Raw genomic sequence first — 19,950 nt, 5'->3', positions numbered from 1 at the left:
CGTCTTACGTGTGATACGGCCAAGTAGAGTAAGTAGAAGCGTCTGCTGTCCTGCAAGAGGACAATACCGTTGTGGCGACAAGTAGTACATTCAAAAAAACGTTACCCCCTATTTTAACACAGCTGCCAAAGAAATAGACGCTTTTTTATTAAAATCGTGTACAATGAATTGAAGTGATTATTGTAAATTTATCTAAAAAAGGAGTCGTTTATCTCTATGCTGCCGCTGTACAAAAAATATTGGCGCACTTTTTTCGACATCGGATTGGTTATTCTGACGCTATATCTCGTGATGCTGGGCTTCAGTAAGCTGTATCAGCTGGCCGCTCCTGTGTTCCTGTCCTTTTTTGTCTTCCTGCTGATTGAGCCGCTGGCCCGGTTCCTGAACCGCAAGGGAATGGCTAAGCCTTTCGCCTCCGCTATCTCCGTGGTACTCTTCTTAGTGATCCTGCTTGGCGCATTATTTGCTGCCGGACTGCTGATTACGACTCAGGTCATTCAATTCCAGGACAATCTGCCCAGATATACATACATAGTCCAGCAGCATTTTACTGAGGCTACCACTTATCTCCAGCAAAAAATCGATGCGCTCCCGCCCGATCTCACAGATAAACTGAACGGTTATTTCACTGATGCGACCAATGTTCTCTCGACGTGGATGGTCACCTTCTTTAAATATATGATCGGTGTGCTTGGCTCCTTCTCTTCCTTTATGGCTAATTTCGGCATTGCGATTATCCTGGCCTTTTTCCTCAGTATGGAGATTAAGGACTGGCGCCGGATCGCCCATGACAAGCTGCCCAAGACCTTTAAGACGGCTTACGCTTTCCTGCAGGGGAATGTGTTCAAGGCTATCGGTTCTTATCTAAAAGCCCAGCTGATTCTGATCAGCATCACCTTCGTGATCGTTCTCGCCGGACTGCTGATTCTGCAGACTGGAAATGTTCTTACTCTGGCTCTAATCTGCGCCTTGTTCGACCTGCTGCCGCTACTTGGAGTACCGGCGATACTGATCCCCTGGATTATATATTTGTTTATTGTCGGCAATACCTCACTTGCCATTGGTCTGATCATTCTGCTGGCAGTGGTGATGGTTATACGGCAGCTGCTGGAGCCCAAAATCACCGGAAATTCGATCGGCGTCTCCTCGGCGTTCCTGATGTTATCCTTCGTAATTCTGTCTTCCTCTGTATTTGGCATCGCCGGCCTTATTCTGTCGCCGATCCTGCTGATCCTGCTCAAGGAGCTGATTCAGCAGGGGTATCTGCAGCGCTGGATCTATCTGCCGCAGGAGGAATTCATCGTGTCTCCGTTTGCCGCTTCTGAACCCTCCACAGCCGGCGGCCCCGTATCGGGTAATACGGCAGGTACAGCTTCGGCTGGTACAGCAGGCACAGTCGGTACTCAGGCCCCCGTTGACCCGGACAGCAGCTCAAATACTTGACCGAATAATTTGGCAGCTGCCTGCGGACTGCTTGGAGCCACGTTCTCAACAGCAACGGATACAGCATATCTCGGATGGTCTACCGGGCCATAGCCGATGAACCATTGATTATTGCGGGCCACGCCTTTGACCAGAGTCTGCGCTGTGCCTGATTTGCCGGCGACCGGCCATTCAAGGCCCTGCAGCGTCCTGCCTGTTCCTTCTGTCACCACTTTACGCATCATGGACAGCAGCACGCGGGCGGTTGCCCCGGATATTCTGCCCTGCGGCGCAGGGGCCAGATGCCCCGGAAGCTCCTTCAGCGTCTGGCCGTTGGCAAACGCAACCCGCTGCAGTATACGCGGTGCTCTAACCGCCCCTCCATGCAGCAGCGTGACTACGAGATTCGCTGCCTGCAGCGGCGTAATCCGCACATCGCGCTGGCCGATTGCAGTCTGCACCCTGGCCCCGCCGTCATCCGGCAGCAGCGTGGTGAAGATCGTCCCCGCCTGCTCCCCGGAGAGCGGCCGGAGCAGCGGCAGGCCCAGCGTATTCTCCGCCTGCCAGCCGATGTCCCGGCCAAGGCCCAGTGCCAGAGCAGCAGCATTAAGCTGTGCTCCACTAAGCCGCTCGGCAAGCGTGGCGAACACGGTATTACAGGACACGGCGAACCCTTGCGCCATCGTAAGGGCGCCGTGTCCTTTGCCGTTCAGGCAGGTCAATCCGTATTTCCCGTATTCCCCCTTACAATAGAACGGTTCCTCCGGTGAAGTTAATCCGGCCTCCAGGGCAGCAGCAGCAGTGACTATCTTGAAGATGGACCCGGGTACCGCTGCCTGCAGCGCCCGGTTGTTCCATTCGCCCCCTTGCGGCGAGATCTGCTCCGGGTTATAGAACGGCAAGGAGACCATCGCCGCAATATCGCCGTTCTGGCTATCCAGGACTACAACGGCTCCCTCCTTCACGCCCGCTTCTGCGGCCAGCTGCTCAATACTCTCCTGTAGTTTCTTATCAATCGTGGTATATAAAGACAGCGGGTAATAAGGATTCCCCGGTGCTTTGACTACAATCGGACTGCCTGGAACACGGTTGCCCCGGGCATCCACCTGGGCAACCGCCTCCGTGTGCCCCACTCCCTGCAGCAGTGGTTCCAGTGTTTTTTCCAGCCCGTCTGTGCCTGTCCGCGGAATTCTCAGGCCTGTAGGCGACTGGAGGAGGGCTTCACCTGAAGCTTCAGACAAATAGCCGAGCCATTGCCGTCCTGAAGCGGTGCCCTCATATCTGCGGGCAAAGGGCAGCGCCTTAACCCCTTCAATCCCCAGCGCTTCCACTTCCCGGGCCTGTGACAACGACAATGCCAGCGGAGTGTCCCCTTTGCCGGAGGGCCATAGCAGCGGCTCCTTAAGTCCTGTGCGTCTGGCTTGCAGCTGGCTGTAGCTGACTCCAAGAATTTCTGCCAGGCGGTGCAAATGGTTATCCCCGGCAGGCTCCCCGGTAACCGTATGCAGCGGAAGTGACTCTTCCTGCGGAAACAGTGCCGCTGTCCATACAGTCTCTCCGGCCAGCGGTTCTCCGTTCTTGTCATACAGCCGGCCGCGCCCGCTGTCCAGTACTGTCTCCCGCTCGCTCTGAATTTCGGCCATTTGTGCCATTGTATACCTTGTTCCGCTTACCGCCTGATTCTTCAGCAGCAGCTGAACCCAGGCCAGTCTGATGATCAAGCCTGCAACGAGCACAGACAGAATCAGCAGACTCCAAAATATACGTTTATGAATCAGCTTCTGCAAGTGTTATTCCTCCATCAAGTGGGCTGCGGAACTATGAGTTCTATTATGCCCACCCCAAACCGCAAAAAACCGCTTCCCCCGAAGGAAAAGCGGTTAATGTACTTGCAGCTTACACGCTAAATTTAGACAATCTTTCATTAAGCTTGGACGAGGCATTCTCCAGTTTGGCGGAGAGATTGACCAGATACTCGCTCACGCTCTCCTGCTCGCCGGTGAGGGATGCAACCTCTTCAGAGGCGGCAGAGGATTCTTCCGCAAACGAGCTGACATTGCCAATCGTCTCGGACAGTACTCTCTGCGAGTGGTTTAGTCCGTCAATGGATGTTGACACGGAATCCAGCCGGGTGATCAGATGATTCATTTGCCCCTGTACACTGACGAAGATCTCGCTGGTGTTCTGAACATAGGTCATCTGTTCTCCAAACAAAGGTGCCACCTCGGATAATGCGGCTACAGTCTCATGCATGTCATTCATGATTCTGTCGGTAATCTCAGCCACTACTGCAATGGAACGCTTGGACTGTTCAGCCAGCTGGCGGATTTCATCAGCGACCACGGTGAAGCCTTTGCCTGCTTCGCCTGCCCGGGCTGCTTCAATTGTAGCATTAAGCGACAAAATATTAGTCTGCTGGGTAATGTTCTGCATGACCTCAAGCACCCGGATGACTGACGAGGTGGTATCCTTCAGTTCATTGACCTTAATGACGAGCTTCCCTGTCCTATCGCCGGTCTCATGCGTTCTGCCCAGCAGCTCCTGCAGCTTGACGACACCTTCCCTGCTGGACGCCTGTACGTTATGTGCAGTCCCGCCAATCTCCTGGGCCGCAGCAATCACCGCATCCATCCGCTCGGAGATCTGGGCGGTCATCTCATTTCCGCGGTCTGCTTCCAGCGCCAGGTTTCCTGCACCGCCGGCAATCTGTTCAGTTGCTGCGGCAATATCCTGTGCGGCCACTGCGGTCTCACGGGATGCATTGCCCAGGGCATCTGCGGTCTCCAGTACTTCACGTGCGGTCTCATTGGTGTGCACGACCAGCTCTGTGATCCGTTCCATCATCATATTGAAGGAGCCTGACAGCTGGCCGATTTCATCATGCGAGACTACCTTTGTACGCACGCGCAGGTCACCTTCTGCCCCTTGGAACATGAGGTCCCGCAGGCGCGACAGCGGCCGTGAGACCATCCGTACCATCCAGAGGCCAATAAGAATGGCGATGACGGCAGCGGCAGCCACTGCTATGTAAGTGGTGTTAAGGATACGTCCCGCATCTTTAATCAGATTCTCGGAAGGGACAACGCCAAGCAGTCTCCAGCCCGAGCTCTCCAGCGTACCATACACGGCAAGAATGGATTTGCCCTTCTCATCCTTGGTCGGCAGGGAGCCTGAGCTCTCGCTGAGTCCCTTGAACAGGGTGCCTCCCAGACGCAAGTAAGTGTCTGTCTCCTGATGCTGGGAAGAGGCAATCATCTCATCTTTGGTAGTCAGCAGCTGGATATAAGAGTCCATCCCCAGATCGACTTTGCTGAGGTGGCTGGCCAGCTCCGTAGTCTTGATGTCACAGACCGCTATGTATCCTAAGCTTCCGGCTTCCCCCGCTACGGACTTGGCGAAATGGACCACGCCTTCTGCTTCCCCTTGCTTCAGGGCCTCGGTAATCCACAAGCCCTGCGGCTTATCCTGAAGTTGCTTGTACCACGAAGCTTCGCGGGCACCCGCCAGGAATTCATTGTCCACAGCCCCCGCCGATGCGGCAGGCAGTGCTTCATTAAGAGGAATCAGATAAACCGCTTGCACATTAGTAACTGCAGAGAGCCAATGGTTCAATTCGCCGCTGATCACAGCGGCCTGTTCCGTCCCCCCGCCTGCGTCAGCAGCACTTTCTTCCGAGACTGCCTGCCGGATATCCTTATTGTAGAACAGCTGGCCCAGATTATCTTCAAAGCGCAGCAGAGTTACATCAAGCTTCTCTGCCGTTTGCTCGACTGTCTGCTGATTAGCGGACAGTGCATTGTTCTCGATTGTTTGTTTGGCAACAGAGTAGGATGTATAGCCCAAAGACAGGACGATTCCCATCGTCGCAACGAAAAACACGAGAAAGAGCCGCACCCCCAGCGACTTGGAGGGATGCAGCCGAGTAAGAATACTTTTACCGCGAACTGTTGACTTGCTCAAAAAATCACCGCCGGATCTGCTGTATTCTTGTAGGGAATGATTCCGCACAAGGCCAGTATTAATAATATACCATCAGATCTTGTAACGCTGTGATTTTGTTGTATGAGATGAGTACCATAGAATGCGGACCAACGGTGTCAGGTGAAAAGGACTCTGCAGCCTTATCCGATCTAGATTTCGCCTAGATTTTGCCTAAATCCGCATCATCGCCAACCTCTTCATGGGTGTCGATCACGTAGTTGACGATTTCCTGCACTGTCGTATATGCAACACCTACATAAGTGTCAGCCGCCCCGTAGTAGATGGCAATGCGGCCCGTTTCGGCATCATTCAAGGTCGCGCACGGGAAGAGCACATTGTTCACGAAGCCTCTCTCCTCATACCATTCTTCCGGTGTAAGCACGAAGTTCCTGGAGCGGTATTTGACTCTCGACGGCTCGTCTTTATCCAGAATAACCGCACCCATGCTATACACCAGCCCGTTGCAGGTCCCAGTTACACCATGGTAGAACATGAGCCAGCCTTCGGAGGTTTCAATCGGGGCGGGACCGCCGCCAATCTTGGTGCTCTGCCACCAGCCCTGTCCGCCTCTGCTCATCACATGACGGTGTTTGCCCCAGTAGACGAAGTCAGGACTCTCACTCAGGAAGACATCGCCAAACGGGGTATGACCGCTGTCGCTTGGACGGGAGAGCATCACGAAGTTGCCGTTAAGTTTCTTAGGGAACAGCACGCCGTTGCGGTTGAACGGCAGGAATGGATTTTCCAGGCTGATGAAGGTCTTGAAGTCCTGCGTTCTGGCTACACCGATGGCGGCGCCGTAGAAATCCGTACACCAGATAATATAGTACGTATCTTCAACCTTAACCAGACGCGGATCGTAGGCATATCTCGGCATGTAGGGGTTGCCTTGTTCATCAATGAACGAAATGGGAGCGTCTTCAATTTTCCAGTCCAGTCCGTCATGGCTATGGCCCATACGCAGATGAGGGCGGGTTGTATTATCCTCTACCCGGAATACGCCGAGGAAGCTTCCTTCATAGGCAATTACCGCACTATTGAAAATACGTGCAACCCCTTTGGCCGGATTGCGTTTGATGACCGGGTTGTCATTGTGTCTCCATACCGGATTCTCATTTCCTTCCGGTCTGTCCTGCCAAGGCATATTCGGAATGTTACTTCCGATCAGTTGAACTTCTCTCATAGCAATAGTCTCCTTTCAGATTGGCGCAGCCGCGGCTGCAGTTGACTGATGATTCCATCCACTCCGCAGAATGGACATACATAGAGGCCGGTTTCAGGCTTCCCGCACAATTCCCCCTTGAAAACATTCATAAAAAGCGTTATAACTTAATTGTATTCTTGTTATCGTTAAATAACAATAACATAATAACAAAATACAAATAAATTATTATTTTTGTTTTATACACTATATTTTTTTGTTCATTCTACAGCAAAGCGAGGTTACCACATGTCACTGCTTAGCGAGTATATCGGAGGCGTAACCTGGGGGTTCATGGGCAGACGGGGAACCTGGGCCAATGATGCAGCGGAGTCTTCCATGGAGCTGATGAAAAGGTCTACCGGTGCGAACTGGACCGCCATCGCATTCAGCGCACTTCAAGCTACCCCGCAATCTACAGAGATCCCCTATTGGTCAGAACCCACGGTCAGTGATGAAGAGGTACGCTGGGCCATCCGCGAGGCTAAGTCACTTGAACTGAAGGTCTGCCTGAAGCCCATTGTGAATTGTGCAGACGGCACATGGCGGGCTCATATCAACTTCTTCGACAAGGATGTTCCCTGCGAGCCGAAATGGTCAGAGTGGTTCCGTTCCTATACAGCCTTTATCCTTCATTATGCTGTGCTTGCCGAAGAGAGCGGCTGCGAGATGTTCTGTGTCGGCTGTGAGCTGGTCCAGACGGACCGGCGGGCCGCAGAATGGCGTGCCCTGATTGCCGAAGTCCGCAAGGTGTACAGCGGTGTAATCACCTACAACTGTGATAAGTATCAGGAGGATAACGTGAGCTGGTGGGATGCGCTTGATGTAATCTCTTCGAGCGGCTATTATCCCGAGCAGGACTGGGAAGTACAGCTTGACCGGATTGAGGCGGTGGTCACGAAACACGGCAAGCCCTTCTTCTTCATGGAAGCGGGATGCCCCAGCCGGACCGGCAGTGCCGCCATCCCGAATGACTGGAGTCTCGAGGGCGGCCCGGATCTTGAAGAGCAGAGCCGGTTCTACCTTGCCATGTTCGGCGCTTGCGGGAAGCGGGACTGGGTACAGGGCTTCATGCTGTGGGATTGGCCGGCACAGCTCTATCCGCTGGACGAAGCAGCAGGCAACGATGATTACTGCATGTACGGCAAGCCGGCGGCAGGCATTATTGAAGAGTATTACAGTTCCAAGACGAAATCCCCGCATACCTTATAGCCTTAATTTCAATATCTACCATTACTGTTTAGGAGTGAACAACCATATGACGAAATCGCCACAGATTTGGCGGAATGAAATGGAAGCAGAGCTGAAAGACAATATCCTCAGCTTTTGGATGAAGCATACCCTGGATGACAAGCATGGCGGATTCGTAGGTGAAATAGATAACCAGATGAATATCAATCCGGAGGCCGGAAAAAGCCTGGTGCTGAACGCGCGGATTCTGTGGACCTTTGCGAGCGCTTACCGCATGTATGGCAACGCTGAATACCTGACTATGGCTGAACGGGCCCACGCCTATTTGCTTCAATATTTCACCGACGCCGAATACGGCGGCTATTACTGGATGGTAGATGCGCTGGGCGCCCCTTCCGAACGCAAAAAACAAATTTACGGCCAGGCCTTCGCCATCTACGCCCTGGCTGAGTTCCATCATGCTACCGGACGCCAGGATGCACTCGATCAGGCTGTGGCACTGTTCCGTCTGGTCGAGCAATACGGCTATGATCCGCTTAATAAAGGTTATATCGAAGCCCTCTCTGAGCAGTGGCAGATGACAGAGAATTTGAGTCTCAGCAGCAAGGACATGAATGAGAAGAAATCGATGAACACCCATCTGCATGTGCTGGAAGGCTACACCGGCCTGTACCGTGTGTGGAAATCCGAAGAGCTGCGGACCCGGCTGGCTGAGCTGATTGAGGTCATGCTCCTCCACATCATTGATAAGGAGGGCAAGCATTTCCATCTGTTCCTGGATGAGGAGTGGAATATCAAGTCCGACCATATCTCCTACGGTCATGATATCGAAGGCAGCTGGCTCCTGGTCGAAGCGGCTGAAGTGCTTGGGGATGAGGAGCTGCTGCACCGGGTGCGCAGTGTGGCTTTGTCCATGGCCGAAGCAACATTGGCTGAAGGCATTGACGCTGACGGCGGAATCTGGAATGAGGCGGATTCGAACGGGCTGCTGGATAAGAATAAAGACTGGTGGCCGCAGGCCGAAGCGATCGTCGGCTTCTATAATGCCTACCAGCTATCCGGAGATCCGAGGTTCCGCGATGCTGCTGAGGCAGCCTGGACGTTCACTAACAGCTACATGGTCGATCATACATTAGGCGAGTGGTTCTGGGCCGTTGATGAATCCCTGCAGCCGCTGGCGCATGCCTCCAAGGTCAGTGCCTGGAAATGCCCTTATCATAACAGCAGAGCCTGCTTTGAAATGATCGGAAGACTGACAACAACCTCAAAGGAGACTAAATAATGAGCACATTATTCACAGAACGCAAGGCGCAGTTAACAGAACGATACGAATCACTGATTGGCCGCAAAAATGAGAAGGTTCCCTTTGGCAACGGTACCTATGACCGTTATCAATACCCGCTGCTCACAGCGGAACATGCGCCACTGATCTGGCGTTATGACTTTAACCCGGCAACCAATCCTTATTTCGCTGAACGGATCGGCGTGAACGGCATCTTCAACCCGGGGGCCATTGAGCTGGACGGCAAGTTCTACATTGTGGCCCGTGTCGAGGGGAATGACCGCAAATCCTTCTTCGCTGTAGCCGAGAGCGACAGCGGTGTAGACGGCTTCCGCTTCTGGGATCATCCGGTTGTCCTGCCGGAAACTGAAGATCCGGATATCAACGTCTACGATATGCGTCTGGTGAAGCATGCCGACGGCTGGATCTACGGCCTGTTCTGCACTGAGCGCAAAGATCCCGCTGCCCCGCACGGCGATCTGTCCAGCGCAGTTGCCCAGTGCGGGATCACCCGCACCAAGGACCTGAAGACCTGGGAACGTCTGGCTGACCTCAAGACCGGCTCTGCCCAGCAGCGTAATGTGGTGCTGCATCCTGAATTCGTAGAGGGCAAATATGCCTTCTACACCCGCCCGCAGGATGGGTTCATTGATGCAGGCTCCGGCGGCGGCATCGGCTGGGGACTGTCCGATACCATTGAGAATGCTGTAATTACCAGCGAATCCATTATGGATCAGCGTTATTATCATACGATCAAGGAAGTGAAAAACGGCCAGGGCCCGGCGCCGGTCAAAACCCCTCAAGGCTGGCTGCACATCGCCCACGGTGTCCGCAACACTGCTGCGGGACTGCGTTATGTACTGTACGCATTCCTGTCCGATCTGGATGAGCCGAACAAGGTTACCCATGCTCCCGGCGGACATTTCATCGCTCCGGATGGTGAAGAACGCGTCGGCGATGTATCCAATGTTGTATTCTGCAACGGCGTAATCGCCCGGGACAACGGGGACATCTACATCTACTACGCTTCCTCCGACACCCGGATTCATGTAGCTACCACTACGGTAGATCAAATGCTTGATTATGTGCTGAATACTCCTGAAGATCCGCTCCGCTCTTATGCCTGTGTCCAGCAGCGCATTGCCCTGATTGACCGGAATCTCCAGCTGTAATTGCAGCTGTAATATCCGTATGAGGGCAGATTGCACGAAGCACTTATACCAGTAAAAAGGCAGTACCTGCAGAATGATCTGCCGGTACTGCCTTTTATTCGTTTGAGCCGCTGGCTATAAGGTATTCAATAATTCGGTGACGTATTTAACGACCGTCTCCGGTCTGTGAATGGGAATGGAATGCCGGGGATCTTCTTCGGTAATATGCTGTACATTTGGGGTCAGCCTGGCTAAGCGCTGCTGGCCCTGCTTCCATTCTTCATCCGGACTGCCTGCGCTAAGCACTGTAATGGGCAGCTTGCTGCTTAGCGGCTTTGCCGCCTTCAGCTGCAGGGCACTCTCTTCCGCGCAGAGCAGTTCTGCATATGCGGCCCGGTAAGCACTCTTGCGGTATCCCAGACTTGAGGCGTTTTTTTGGATAGCTGAAGGGAGCCTCCGCCCTCCTACAGGCCTTCTAAGCAAGCGGGGAATCCCCGCAGGCGCCAACAGATAACCCAGCTTATATTGCCGTCTGTTCGCCTCCCGCTGCTGTTTCCGGCGGTTGCTCATTTCATCCGTAAGATAACGGCTCTCATGTACAGCATCAACCAGCAGCAGCCCCTCCACTTCATCCGGATATTCCCCTGCAAAACATCTCACAATCATGCCTCCATAGGAATGGCCTACCAGAATATAGGGAGGCTTGCAGTCCATTGCCTTCAGCAGTTCCCTGAGCTCCCGGACGTATTTCCTGCAGGTTGCACTTTCCGGCTGGCTGCCGCTCCCGCTCCAGCCCAGGCCTGCCCGGTCATACGAGACCACCTTGGCATACAGCGACAGCTCCGGCTGCACCATTGACCAGTCCAGGGATGATCCGCCCATACCCGCTTCCAGAATTACGGTGTGGTCTCCCTTCCCCATAACATGGGCATGAAGGCAGGCATCCTGCACAGGAACCATTTCTCCAGGAGGCTTGTAGGTTAGAGCATCACGCTTCGTAAGGACATATTGAACGATGGACAGCGGTGAACAGATTATTGAAATGAACCGGTGCAGAGCCTGCTCGTTCTGCGGAATCGCGGCCATGTGTAAGGTCACACCCTTCTCTTAACTGATGTCCAAATTATATAGGCGTGTGCTCAGGCCAAAAAGAGAAACTATAACCGGGACATTTCCTATTTTACCTTCGATTATCCTGCACGAAATACAATATAATTCCAACTATGCTCTTGGTCCAGTCACCGAATCCCGGTGGACAATGTCGGCAGCAATCAGGATCTTCTCCAGCGGTGCGGCAGGGTTATGGATACGGTTCAGCAGCTTCTCTACAGCCGCCCGGCCCATTGCCTCTTTCGGAACATGAACAGTAGTGAGCGGGGGAACCCCCCGTGTGGCGTCCTCAATATTGTCAAAGCCGGTTACCGAAACTTCACCCGGGATGGCAAAGCCTTCTGCTTTGAGCACATCACTAATGGTGAGCGCAATGAAATCATTGGCACACACTAGTGCGGTTGGCAGACTTTTGGTTTTCTTGCGTCTCTGCAGCCATTGCTTAAAGCTCTCATCAAAAGTTCCATCATCCATTCCCTCCAGCTGCAGCATTTCATCATCCCCGGCAGGCGTCTTCATTCCATTCTCTTCCAGGGCGCTGCGGAAGCCGATCCAGCGGTCACGAAAGCTGCGGGAATAGCGGATATTTCCGATAAAATGCAGCTCTGTATGTCCCGTGCCCATCAGGTGATTGCTGAGCCGGGTCATGGAATCCGTATTATTGGCGAATACGGTATCGCTTGGAATAAGCGGATCTTCATGGTCAATCAGCACCATCGGCAGGCCGATGCGGTGCACCTCCAGCAGCAGTGAGGTCGAGATCTGGCCCACGCCAATCAGCCCGAGCAGTCCGTTAGGGTTGAGAATATTGACGAAGTTATCCGTCCGGTGCTCAGAGACTATGACCATGCCCAGACCTTCCTGGTCCAGCGCCAATGCAATGCCGTCTACAATCTTCCCCCAATACAGGGAATCCTGGGTTTGCGAACGGATATTAGGCATCAGCACCAGCACAGATTGTTTGTTCCGGTCACTGTCCGCAGACTGCGGAGGACGTTTGATGCTTTGAACATAGGCATTCTTTTGAGTGAAATAGCCTAATTGCGAAGCCGCCTGAATGACCCGCTCCCGGGTAGTTTCGTTGACGCCGCCTTTGCCGGACAGGGATTTGGACACGACAAACTTGGAAACGCCGAGATGGTCGGCGATTTTTTGCATAGTGACTTTCTTAGCCATATATAAGACCTCCAGATACTATTCACGGTTTCACATAACGAGTCTTTATTCATTGTTGCTAACTTTTTCGGAAATCATAACATTTAGCTAACAAAATAATTATACGGGGTCGCGAACCGATGCACAAGCATAAAGAAACCGCTCCTTCCCGGATGGAAAGAAGCGGCGGAATGCAACATTTATATACCTGAAACTATTCAATTTGTTATTGTACGTTGCCAGCTGACTATATCTTAAACAGTGACAGCTTGCTCTCCAGCTGTGTCGATGCACTTTGCAGCTTACCGGACAGCGATACGAGCTGATCACTAACATTCTGCTGCTCATTGCTGAGGGAAGCAACTTCTTCAGAAGTAGCAGAAGACTGCTGTGCAACCGCACTTACATTGCTCATGGCATCGGACAATACGCCTTGGGAATGATTCAGGCTGTCAATTGCACCGGTGACCGATTCCAGGCTGGTAATGAAGTCTTCCATTTGACCCTTCACCGATACGAAGATGTCACTGGTACTCTTGACTGAACTCATCTGTTCCTTGAACAGCGGGGCCACTTCTGACAGTACGGCTACTGTCTCATCCATTTCAGCCATAATCTTGTCTGTAATGCCGGCAACCAGGGCGATAGACTGCTTGGATTGGTCAGCGAGCTGCCGGACTTCGCCAGCTACGACCATGAAGCCTCTGCCTGCTTCACCCGCTCTTGCCGCTTCAATCGTTGCATTTAGAGACAGGATATTCGTCTGCTGGGTAATATTCTTCATGACATCCAGTACCTTAATCACCGAATATACCGTGTCCTTCAGGTTGTTGACCCGGTCCACCAGTGCGCTGGTCATCTCACCGGTGCGGCCCGTCTGTTCCAGCAGCTCTTCGAGCTGGCTGGCACCGTGTCCGCTGGCTTCCCCTACTCCGCGGGCGGCCTGGTCCATCTCGGCATTAGCAGCAATAACACTCTGCATCTGCGTAGCAATCAGATCCGTCAGCTCATTGCCGCGTTCCGCTTCCTGCGCCAGGCTTCCGGCACCGCCGGCAATCTCTTCCGTAGCAGCAGCAATCTCCTTGGCAGAAATCGCCGTCTTGCGGGAAGCGTCGCCCAGATCATTGGCTGTTTCAAGCACCTCACGCGCAGTTTCCGTTGTCTGGGCAACCAGCTCGGTGATCCGCCCCATCATCAGATTGAAGGAGGCGGACAGATCTCCAATCTCATCCTTCGAGACATACTCTGTACGGACGCTAAGGTCACCCTGAGCCCCCTGAACCATAAGATCCTTCAGACGTGCCAGCGGCTTGGCGATCATCTGTACCATCCAGAAGCCGACCAGAATGGCAAGCAGGGCTGCAGCTCCAGCCGCTATGAATGTTGTAAACAGAATCGGAGTGGCAGCCTCAACCAGCTGGCCGGTAGGAACAACTCCGGCGAGCTTCCAGTCCGCCTTCTCCATCGGGTTGTAGACAGCCAGGACATCTTTGCCATTCGCATCCTTAGCTTCCTGACTCTCGCTGTTCTTCTTGCTCTCCATAATAAAGTTAAGCTCTGAGACCTTGCCGTCCTCTGCCGGTACGGAAGAAGCAACTACCATTCCTTCCGGTGATACCAGCTGAATCCGCGAACCTTCCCCAAGCTTCACGCTCTCGAAGGCTTCTTCAAGCAGAGTGCTCTTAAGCTCAAGCAAAACAACATACCCTGCATTAGAGCCCAGGTTCTTGAGTGATCTGACCATAGCGATATTCTTGCCGCCATCGCCTTCAACGGAAGTCGGGAACCAGTAGTTCTGTGCGGACTTCGCTTCCGAGGTATAGTATGGCTCATATGAGGTTGAATTTTTGACAGCAGTCTTGTACCATTCCTGATCTCTTAAGCCATCGACGGTAAGACCGGAGCTCCCGCTCGATATGATCGTCATCGCAGGATCCTCTGGAATCAGTGAGATCGCTACGATATTGGAATCTGTAGTAGTCTGGCTGGAGAGCTTTTTGCTGATGGCATCTGTAGCCACAAATTTATCATAACTGCTCGCAGCAGCGGCAAGCTCAGTCAGATTCGATTGCATTTGCGTATCGAAATACAGCTGGAGTGCCAAATTTTCATACTGCTTCAAGGTAATATCAAGCTTCTCGGAAGTCTGGATAATCGTCTGCCGGTTGGCTTCGGAAACATTATCCTTAATGGTATTCTTGGCTTTGTTGTAAGACAGAATCCCCAGGAACAGTACAACAATCACAATAGAAGATAAGAATATCAGGAAAAGCTTAACACCAACTGATCTCAGCGGGTTAACTCTCTTAACCTGGCGCACTGAACCATTCAGTACGTTCTTTAAAGTTAGTTTTTGAACTGCCGCTTTACTTGTTGACTGGGTATCACCTGCTTGGCCTGTCTCAGCCTTTTGTATAACCTTAGGCTTTTTACTGTTCTTTCCCACTTTAATCCTTCTCTCTTTCGGTTTGTCTCTGTCGCTCTCCGGATTTGGAGCCCCCATTACAATCACCTGCCAATTAGATTAGAAGACGTATGTAAGCGTTACCTGTGATATATATCGGCACAAAGGCTCATTTTTCTTAGTATTTTATAGAAATTGCTTCAGAATTTTTATGTTTTTGTCGAACTGCATAAGTATTTTGGTCTAGAACTAAAATCCCCCTACGGGTGAATCAAACCGGAGCGTATGAAGCTCTCCGGTTTCCTTATTTTCCATCCGGAACCTGGCAGACGCTCCAGGGTCACATCGGCTTGTGAGGAGGACTGAAATTCCGCTATTCGGCCAAATCTGGCGAAATCTCGCGACAATCGGACTGAGATTCCGTTAATTGCTCTGAATCAGCTCATTTGAAGCTTAGAAGAACAAGATAAAGGATTCTCAGTCCGCTTCATCCAGATTAGGCAGGCTTTTGGCAAAATAGCGGCTTCTCAGTCCGATCCAGTAAGAGGTACCTCACTCCGGGGAGAGCTGCCGGAAAAGTTCATTCCGCATTCATCCTTATTCAGCACCAGCCTGCTATCCGGCGGATTCCAAGGAATATACGCAAAAAAGGACGCCCTTCCAGAAGAAGGACATCCCTTTAAATCATTCTTATGACTTTATTTTCTTTTACGCATCATGTCAAAGTAAGCTACAGGCTGATCCACCTTCATGCGCACCCGCTGCAGCGGATGACGGGCAACGTCCAGCGGATTCCCCGCCTCGTCCCACAGCTCGCCGACAGTCTGCTTGAAGAAGGTGTCATCCGGTCCGAAGAATTCCACTTCCTGGCCCGGCTTGAAGTTATTGCGCTGCTGAACGAGTGCCATGCCGCTCTCCGCATCATATTCCAGCACCAGGCCGGCGAAATCATAAGGTGCCGCTTTTTCCTCCGGCTCATAAATATGATCCTCATGATCCGGCGTATCGTAGAAGAAGCCTGTATTGAGCGGACGGTTAGCGGCCTTCTGCAGCTCTTCCAGCCATTCCGGCTTCAGCACATAACCTTCCGGGTCCGCCATATAGGCATCGATCGCTTTGCGGTACGCATTGACCACCGTTGCCACGTAATGGATCGACTTCATCCGGCCTTCGATCTTGAAGCTGTCAATCCCGGCTTCGATCAGCTCAGGAATACTCTCCAGCATGCACAAATCCTTCGAACCCATCGAGAACGGATTATCCTCCGGCTGATGCAGCGGCAGCTGGGTTACGCCAGGCTGCAATGCCTGAGGCGCCACTGCCTGGTCCTCTTCCGATACCCAGGTTCCTTCCGGACGGCCATCTTCGAACAGGTCGTATTTCCAGCGGCAGGACTGGCAGCAGCCCCCGCGGTTGGAATCGCGGTCTGTAAAGTGATTGGACAATACACAACGTCCGGAGTACGAGGAGCACATCGCACCGTGGATGAAGCTCTCGATCTCAATGTCCACATGCTGCTTGATCTCGGCAATCTCCTCCAGGCTGGTCTCCCGGCCAAGCACGACCCGCGGCAGTCCTTCCTGCTTCCAGAAAGATACTGCCTGCCAGTTGAGCGTGGACTGCTGGGTGCTCAGATGCACCTCAAGACCCGGTACCAGGCGAAGCGCGGTATCCACAATCACCGGATCGGCTACAATAATGGCAGCAATGCCGGCTTCATATAAGTTACGCAGGTATTCTTCAATCCCGGCGATGTCTTCATTGTGAGCATAGATATTCGTCGCTACGAATACTTTGGCACCATATTTCTTGGCAAATTCAACGCCCTCGCGCATTTCCTCAAAAGTGAAATTATCCGCTCCCGAGCGCAGGCCGTATTTCTGTCCTCCGATATATACTGCATCCGCACCATAATGCACGGCGAATTTCAATTTCTCTAAGTTTCCTGCCGGAGCCAGGAGCTCCGGTTTGTCCAGACGGTAACGTTTGCCCTTGAATTGGGGCTTGGTCATGGTTCCCATTCCTGTTCTCCCTCCTATCTTTGCTGTCAAAACCGACCTAAAAACTTCCCCTTCAGATGGAACGTAACTGCGGGAATTGTTTGAACTTCCGGCCGCTGTTGTCTCCAGATGTTTTTGATTATACCGCTTTGCGGATAACATCCGGAGACAAAGGCGGACGCTGCCGCTCCTCCAGTTTCAAAAATCCCCTCCGTTACTTCATCTTTAAGGTTAAGCTTTAAGTCCAATTTTAAAACAGCAAATTAAATATTTATATATTTTAATATACCTGTTCTTTGTAGAAGAAGCCGAACGACAGTTCACGCTCAGGGTCCTGCAGCGCCCGGATCTCATCCATCCAGGCCTCATCGTAAGCATATTCAGCCGGATCAGCGGAATACAAGTCAATGGCATGGCGGTAAGCCTTAACCACAGCTACATTATAAGCCACCGGCTTCAGCAGCCCTTCAATCTTCAGGCTGTGCACACCAGCCTTCAGCAGGAAATGCAGATCCTCAAGAATACAAATATCGTCCGAGCTCATAATATGCGTTCCGTTCTCATCCTCATATATCGGGAACTTCTCATTCGGCCGTTCCGCTTCAATCAGGAAAAGTCCGCGCTCCTTGCCAAGACTGCCGCCATCACCCGGACGCCCCTGATGAGACATATAGCTGGCTACCAGCTTACGCTTGGAATGATAAATATTCGTCATGCCATGCACCTGGACCTGAGCCTCGACTTGCAGATGAGGTACCATTTCGGTCATTTCATCCATATTCAGCTCACGTGCCAAGACAACCCGCGAAGCTCCCTTACTGCCCCAATAGTTGGCTGTGGCGTAGTTGGTGGAGGTCATTTCCGCATTCCAGTGCAGCTTAAGTTCCGGTGCTTCTGCCTTTACGGCTGCCAGGACAGCAGGGTCTCCGAATTCGACCCCGTCTACACCCAATTCGCCGATTGCTTTGATGTAAGCCGGCAGCTCTTCCAGCATTTTATTGGAGATCAGCCCGTTTATGCTTACGTACACCTTACCACCTGTATCATGTGCAAGCTTTACAGCTGCTGCAGTATCTTCCAGCGAGAAATGCCCGGCGAGCCGCATGCCGAAACGGTCATCTCCGATCAGCAGCGCAGTTGCACCTGCCGCAAGCAAAGCCGCCGCTTCTTCCAGCGAGGCTGCTGTCACCAGCAGCTCCGGTTTGTTATTCATTGTGTTACCTCCTGTGCCTATCGCATCAATACTATTGTAGCTCTTTTCCTACTGATTTTGTTTGCTTTTTTCGATATTGGCTAAATGTTCCTTGTAGGTCTTGGCGAATAAATGCGCCTGGGAACCATCCTTCTTGGTGACATAGAAGAAATATTCCGATACCTCCGGAGTCAATGCGGCTTCAATAGAAGCAAGCCCCGGGCTGCTGATCGGTCCAGGCGGCAATCCTTCCTGCTTGTACGTATTATAAGGGCTGTCCACCTTCAGGTCCTTCTCGTAGAGCCGTTCCTTCTGCTTATCCAGCAAATACTGGACCGTAGCATCAATCTCCAGCTTCTGACCCTTGTCCAGTCTGTTATAAATAATACCGGCGACCAGCGGACGTTCCTCGTTCACTACCACCTCACGCTCTACGAGCGAAGCAACCGTCATCAGCTCATGCAAGGTAAGTCCACGGTTCGCCAGCTTCGCCTTCCACTCAGGGATCGTGTCCAGCTTCTTCACCAGCTGCTCCAGCATGGCTTCAATGACCTCCTGTGGAGTACTGTCCTTGGCCAGCTCATAGGTTTCCGGGAACAGATACCCCTCAAGACGGTGCCGCAGCTCCTTATTCTCCGGGATTCCTAAAGTCCCTACTGCCTCAAGGCCCGCACCTGAGTCAATCAACTGCAGGAAAACCTCTGCCTTCTGGTTCCACGCTTCAGCCAGCTTATCTGCAACCTGAACCGCCGTATACCCTTCGGGGATCGTGAATACAATGGTATCTTCCTTCACGACATCCCCTGCATTCATCCGGCTGATCAAGGTATCATAAGAGTCGCCCGGGCTCACGTTATAGGTTCCTGCCTTGAAGCTGGAGCCTTCCTGGACCCATTTTAAATACCCTTTAAAAAATAATCCGTTCTTGATGATTCCCTTCTCTTCGAGCAGGTCGGCAATTTGCGAGCTTCCCATACCCTTCTCTATCGTAACCGTCACGGCCGGCCCTGCGGGCTCCACCGGCTGCATTCCATTCCAGATATACCATGCTCCTCCCCCTGCAGCAGCTGCCAGGACAAGGATTATAATAAGCACAGTGCGGATCACGGCTTTCAAATATTACGCCTCACTTTCCGACTATAAAGTATAAAATTGTATTGTCTTAAATTCAACACTTTTTTTATTTCCTGCATCCCAAGCAAAAAGAGCGCGGAAAAAAATCCGCCCTCTTCCGTGCTAATGCTATGACTTTATTCGGTGTCTTCAGCCGGGAAGGTAAGCTCATCGTACAGCTCGGAAACATCCTCCCACTCTTCATCGTCCATAATGCTCTCCAGCTCAGGAAGCCCGTCAGGGGAAACCACGATCCGCAGAATTTCCTGCTCCGCAGCTCTTCCTGAACCGGCCAAAACAGCATAAGCACGGTCACCGACAGCAAATTCAGCAATAATATCGTAAACGGAAGACTTGCCCTGCTCATCTTCCAGTTCTACTGTTTCTCCGTATACTTCTTTAAGCTTCGAAGTCCATACCGCTTGATCAGCGGAAAAATCAGTCATTCTCCGCTCCTCCATCCAGCTCGTCTACCAAAGTATTGAAGGTTTCTTCTACAATAGCCCATTCCTCGTCATTCTCAATCATGAACAGCTGCAAGTCGTCGCCGTCTTCTTCGTAACGGAACGCATAGACTTCATCAGTCTCTTCATCCTCAGAATCCAGTGGAACCACCATCATATACTTCGCGTCCGATCCGTCGACTTCAAACTTCATAATGACCTCAAATTCCTCTTCATTACCTTCCTCATCAGGAATATAGATAATTTCCGGTTCTTCTTCTTGGCCGATCTGCTCGTTTGTCATA

General features: G+C 52.2%; 15 protein-coding genes. 4 read left to right on the top strand and 11 right to left on the bottom strand.

What is annotated here, in order from left to right; genetic code table 11:
• The first annotated feature begins 216 nt into the window (after positions 1-216).
• Positions 217-1,443 (top strand): AI-2E family transporter, encoded by a 1,227-nt coding sequence (locus tag GC101_RS21130; protein ID WP_171718857.1) that lies wholly within the window; start codon positions 217-219, stop codon positions 1,441-1,443.
• Here the strand turns inward: GC101_RS21130 and GC101_RS21125 are convergent.
• The 3 genes from GC101_RS21125 to GC101_RS21115 all read right to left on the bottom strand — a co-directional run bounded on the left by GC101_RS21125 (position 1,404) and on the right by GC101_RS21115 (position 6,586).
• Complete coding sequence (locus GC101_RS21125; RefSeq protein WP_171718856.1) at positions 1,404-3,209, bottom strand: peptidoglycan D,D-transpeptidase FtsI family protein; 1,806 nt, start codon at positions 3,207-3,209, stop codon at positions 1,404-1,406. The two genes, GC101_RS21130 and GC101_RS21125, sit on opposite strands and share 40 nt — an antisense overlap.
• 109 nt (positions 3,210-3,318) lie before the next feature.
• Entirely contained in the window at positions 3,319-5,382 is a 2,064-nt protein-coding gene (locus GC101_RS21120) for a methyl-accepting chemotaxis protein (RefSeq protein ID WP_171718855.1), read from the bottom strand.
• A gap of 181 nt (positions 5,383-5,563) precedes the next feature.
• A complete protein-coding gene (locus GC101_RS21115; RefSeq protein WP_171718854.1) occupies positions 5,564-6,586 on the bottom strand; it encodes a glycoside hydrolase family 130 protein in 1,023 nt (340 codons plus the stop codon).
• Positions 6,587-6,853: 267 nt separating this feature from the next.
• Between GC101_RS21115 and GC101_RS21110 the strand changes: the two genes are divergently transcribed.
• Genes GC101_RS21110 through GC101_RS21100 form a run of 3 tightly spaced genes read left to right on the top strand, consistent with a single transcriptional unit; the run spans position 6,854 to position 10,249 of the window.
• Positions 6,854-7,816 (top strand): glycoside hydrolase family 113, encoded by a 963-nt coding sequence (locus tag GC101_RS21110; protein ID WP_171718853.1) that lies wholly within the window; start codon positions 6,854-6,856, stop codon positions 7,814-7,816.
• 46 nt (positions 7,817-7,862) lie between these two features.
• Positions 7,863-9,077 (top strand): AGE family epimerase/isomerase, encoded by a 1,215-nt coding sequence (locus GC101_RS21105; RefSeq protein WP_076242601.1) that lies wholly within the window; start codon positions 7,863-7,865, stop codon positions 9,075-9,077.
• Complete coding sequence (locus GC101_RS21100) at positions 9,077-10,249, top strand: glycoside hydrolase family 130 protein (RefSeq protein ID WP_171718852.1); 1,173 nt, start codon at positions 9,077-9,079, stop codon at positions 10,247-10,249. Before GC101_RS21105 ends, GC101_RS21100 begins: the two co-directional genes overlap by 1 nt.
• Before the next feature lie 114 nt (positions 10,250-10,363).
• On the opposite strand, the gene GC101_RS21095 is transcribed toward GC101_RS21100, so the two are convergent.
• The 8 genes from GC101_RS21095 to GC101_RS21060 all read right to left on the bottom strand — a co-directional run bounded on the left by GC101_RS21095 (position 10,364) and on the right by GC101_RS21060 (position 19,949).
• The gene (locus GC101_RS21095; RefSeq protein ID WP_343049790.1) at positions 10,364-11,326 is read right to left on the bottom strand and encodes an alpha/beta fold hydrolase; all 963 of its coding nucleotides are present in this window, start codon (positions 11,324-11,326) and stop codon (positions 10,364-10,366) included.
• 123 nt (positions 11,327-11,449) lie between these two features.
• Entirely contained in the window at positions 11,450-12,514 is a 1,065-nt protein-coding gene (locus tag GC101_RS21090; RefSeq protein WP_171718851.1) for a LacI family DNA-binding transcriptional regulator, read from the bottom strand.
• 226 nt (positions 12,515-12,740) lie between these two features.
• A complete protein-coding gene (locus tag GC101_RS21085; RefSeq protein WP_343049789.1) occupies positions 12,741-14,939 on the bottom strand; it encodes a methyl-accepting chemotaxis protein in 2,199 nt (732 codons plus the stop codon).
• 656 nt (positions 14,940-15,595) lie between these two features.
• The gene (locus GC101_RS21080) at positions 15,596-16,918 is read right to left on the bottom strand and encodes a peptidase U32 family protein (RefSeq protein ID WP_042134976.1); all 1,323 of its coding nucleotides are present in this window, start codon (positions 16,916-16,918) and stop codon (positions 15,596-15,598) included.
• Positions 16,919-17,177: 259 nt separating this feature from the next.
• Positions 17,178-18,110, bottom strand: a complete 933-nt coding sequence (locus tag GC101_RS21075; RefSeq protein ID WP_171718849.1) for a peptidase U32 family protein — start codon at positions 18,108-18,110, stop codon at positions 17,178-17,180.
• A gap of 48 nt (positions 18,111-18,158) precedes the next feature.
• The gene (gene mltG, locus GC101_RS21070; RefSeq protein WP_171718848.1) at positions 18,159-19,205 is read right to left on the bottom strand and encodes an endolytic transglycosylase MltG; all 1,047 of its coding nucleotides are present in this window, start codon (positions 19,203-19,205) and stop codon (positions 18,159-18,161) included.
• 134 nt (positions 19,206-19,339) lie between these two features.
• Positions 19,340-19,648 carry a DUF1292 domain-containing protein gene (locus GC101_RS21065; RefSeq protein WP_039295631.1) on the bottom strand — a complete coding sequence of 103 codons (309 nt, stop codon included), beginning with the start codon at positions 19,646-19,648 and terminating at the stop codon, positions 19,340-19,342.
• Positions 19,641-19,949, bottom strand: a complete 309-nt coding sequence (locus GC101_RS21060) for a DUF1292 domain-containing protein (protein WP_036696606.1) — start codon at positions 19,947-19,949, stop codon at positions 19,641-19,643. The genes GC101_RS21065 and GC101_RS21060 overlap by 8 nt, the downstream gene beginning before the upstream one ends.
• Position 19,950: the final 1 nt, after the last annotated feature.

Origin of the sequence: Paenibacillus phytohabitans, assembly GCF_013141775.1 — a bacterium.
Classification (GTDB): domain Bacteria; phylum Bacillota; class Bacilli; order Paenibacillales; family Paenibacillaceae; genus Paenibacillus_AQ; species Paenibacillus_AQ phytohabitans.
This window is presented reverse-complemented; position numbering and strand designations above follow the sequence as displayed.